The 3258-nt window shown below is 74.2% G+C and carries 2 protein-coding genes; both read left to right on the top strand.

The features are described from left to right. Window positions 1-1331, top strand: a 1331-nt coding sequence (locus F6X68_RS31730) for a non-ribosomal peptide synthetase (protein ID WP_151457694.1), incomplete at its 5' end; no start/stop codon positions are given. A gap of 51 nt (window positions 1332-1382) precedes the next feature. Continuing rightward, entirely contained in the window at window positions 1383-2378 is a 996-nt protein-coding gene (locus tag F6X68_RS31735) for a TauD/TfdA family dioxygenase (RefSeq protein ID WP_151457695.1), read from the top strand. Window positions 2379-3258: the final 880 nt, after the last annotated feature.

Below are 3258 nucleotides of genomic sequence, written 5' to 3' on the forward strand. Positions count from 1 at the left end.
CCACCGACGCGGTCCGCACCGACGCGCCGTCCGCTGTCGACCTCGACGCGGTGGCCTACCTGGAGTACGACCTCGACGCGCCCGCCCCGCTCGCGGTGACCGTCACCCACCGGGCGCTGGCCTGCGCCGTCGCGCGGCTCGCCGAGCGGGTCGCCGCCAATGGGCCGGCCGTCACCGCCTGGCTGGGCAGCGCCGCCACCGACGCGGCGCTGACGGAGCTGCTGGTCGCGCTGACCACCGGCGGCCGGGTCGTCGTCGCCCCCGACCAGGCCCGCGCCGACGGCCACGCGCTCGGCGAGCTGGTCCAGCGGCACGACGTGACCGTGGTGCAGGCGTCGCCGGCGGTGTGGCGCCAGGTGGTCGAGCACGCGGGCGCCCGGCTCGCGGGCCGGGCCGTCCTGGTGGCCCACGAACCGCTCCCCCGCCCGCTCGCCGCGCAGCTGCGCGCCACCGGCTGCACGCCGCACCACGGCTACACCACGCCCGGCGTCGCCGGGTACGCCGCGCTCGACGGCGGACGGGACGGCACCGGTGTCCTCCCGGCGACCCGCGTGTTCGTCACCGAGCCCGGCACCGATCACGAGCTGGGCATCGGCGTACGCGGGGAGCTGTGCGTCGCGGGCGACACGCTGGCCGCCGGCTACCACGGCCGGCCGGAGCTGACCGCCGCCCGGTTCGGCGAGCACCCCACGCACGGGCGGTTCCACCGCACCGGGGATCTCGCGCGACTGCTGCCGGACGGCCGGATCGACGTCGTCGGCCCCCTGTCGGCCCACGTACGCGTCGCCGGCCAGCGGATCCACCTCCGCGACATCGAGTCCGTCCTCGCCGCCCACCCGGACGTGGAGGCGGTCGCCGCCGTCGGGTCCACCGGCGACGCGCAGGACGGCACGGTCGTCGCGTTCGTCGAGTCCCGCAAGCTCGACGTGGCGGAGCGGCTGCGCGAGCACGCCCGTGCCGCCCTGCCGCTCACGCCCGACCTGGTCGTGCTGAGCCAGTTGCCGGTCACCGTGGCGGGCACCGTGGACCGCGCGGCCCTCGTCGCGCTCGCGGCGGCGCGGGCGGCGGCCGAGGTCGACCCGCCGGACGAGACGACCGCCGCCCTGGTCGGGATCTGGACCGAGATGCTCGACCGGCCGGGCCTGCACGCGGACTCGAACTTCTTCGCCAGCGGTGGCCACTCGCTGCTGGGCGCCCAGCTCGTGCAGCGGGTGCGGACCGAACTGTCGATGCCGGTACAGCTCGCCGACCTGTTCGCCAACCCGACGCCACGGCAGCTCGCGGAGCACCTGCAGGACGCGTTCTGGGACGACGACGAGGACGACGACTGACCGATCGCTCAACCCCCACACCGTCTCGGACCTCAGCAGAGGAGGCTCGGCGTGACCGTCGACGTCCAGCCCACACGCAGTACAGACCGATCGATCGTCCTGACCCGCGAGGAGAACATCGAGGTCGACACGATCGCCCGCTACCTGGCGGGCCGACCGCCGCGCCTGGTGGACTCGGCCGCCTGGCTCGAAACGGCCCGCGAACTCTCCAGCAACCTGCCCGTACGCCTGCGCCAGATGGTGCGGCGCTTCGCCTGGGATCCCGGGCCCGACGCCGTGCTGCTGGTGCGGAACCTGCCCGTGGACGCCGACGAGCTGCCGTGCACGCCCACGGTGGCCGGCTCGGCGCAGCGCGAGTCCACCGTGCCCGCCGCCGCGCAGGTGCTGCTCGGGCTGCAACTCGGGGAGCTCATCGCCTTCAAGGAGGAGAAGAGCGGCGCGCTGGTGCAGGACGTCGTGCCGGTGCCGGGCATGGAGAAGTTCCAGGGCAACGCGGGCTCGGTGACGCTGTCCATGCACGTGGAGAACGCCTTCCACGTCTACCGTCCGGACTACGTCGGGCTGCACTGCCTGCGCAACGACCACGACAACGTGGCCGGGTTGCAGGTGACGTCGATCCGCAACGCGCTGCCCCTGCTGTCCGAGCAGGTCCGCAAGGTGCTGCACGAGCCACGGTTCGTCACCGAGCCGCCGGCGTCGTTCGGCGACCTGCGCAGCGCGCCGGAACCGCACGGCATCCTCAGCGGCAGCCCCGAGGACCCGGACGTCCAGGTCGACTTCCAGAGTTCGTTCCCCCTCGACCCGGAGGCCACGCAGGCGCTGTCGGTGCTCGGCGACGCGCTGCGCACCGTCCGCCGGACGTTCATCCTGGAGCCCGGCGACCTCGCGTTCGTCGACAACCGGCTGGCCCTGCACGGGCGGACCGAGTTCACGCCCCGCTACGACGGCTACGACCGGTGGCTCCAGCGGATCTTCGTGCACCGCGACTTCCGGCGTTCCCGGGCCCTGCGCCCGCACGACGGGAACGTGCTCGACAGCGGCAACTGACGGCCCGACCGAAGGTCGACGAGCTGGCCCGTACGCACGGGCCAGCTCGTCGACGACGGACCGTGGGACGCGGTGGTGACCGGCGCCGGAACGCGGCAGCCGCACCACCGTGTCCGTGCGGTGGCCCCACCACCACTTCCGTGCGGTAGCTCCACCAGCGTGTCCGTGCGATAGCCGCACCGCCGCGTCCGCGCGGTAGCCGCACCACCGCGTCTGCGCGGTAGCCGCACCACCGCGTCTGCGCGGTAGCCCCACCACCACGTCCGTGCGATAGCCGCACCACCGCGTCTGCGCGGTGGCCGCACCAGCGTGTCCGGGGCGCGCCCGGCGGACGCCCGTCCGCCGGCGGTGACACCCGCCTGCGCAGGCCCCGTCCGGCGCCGTGCATCCCGACCGGCCCGCATCACCGACCGCGGTGTCAAGCCCCGCGGTCGGGCGTGGCACCATTCGCACCTGACCGATCGGTGCGTGTCCCCACGAGGCCGCCATTCGCCTCCCGGCGCGAGGGTCGACCATTCCGCGCCCCCGGGTCGCCCGCCCCCGGCACATTCACGGGCTGGCGACTCCCGTCAATGCGTCGCGCGGAATCGTCGCGCGCGCCGGCGCGCGGCCCTGCCGTGGCACGCGGTTCTTTCCACGCCCGGATGTGGGGAACGGTGGCGCCGGGCAGTCGGGCGGCGACGGGAGAGAACGTGTCCCGGTCCACGTCGTTACCGATCCGCACCGGTGCGGGGCGCCGTTCCCGCACCGTGTGTGCGCCGTTCATCGGACCCGGATGACGGTCTCATGCCCCACCACCACCCGACAATGCCTGACCAGCAACTCCACACTGCCAACCCAATGACACCCACCATGCACCCACACCTCCTGCGGGGTGCCC

It is taken from the genome of Micromonospora sp. AMSO12t (genome assembly GCF_008806585.1).
Classification (GTDB): Bacteria; Actinomycetota; Actinomycetes; order Mycobacteriales; family Micromonosporaceae; genus Micromonospora; species Micromonospora reichwaldensis.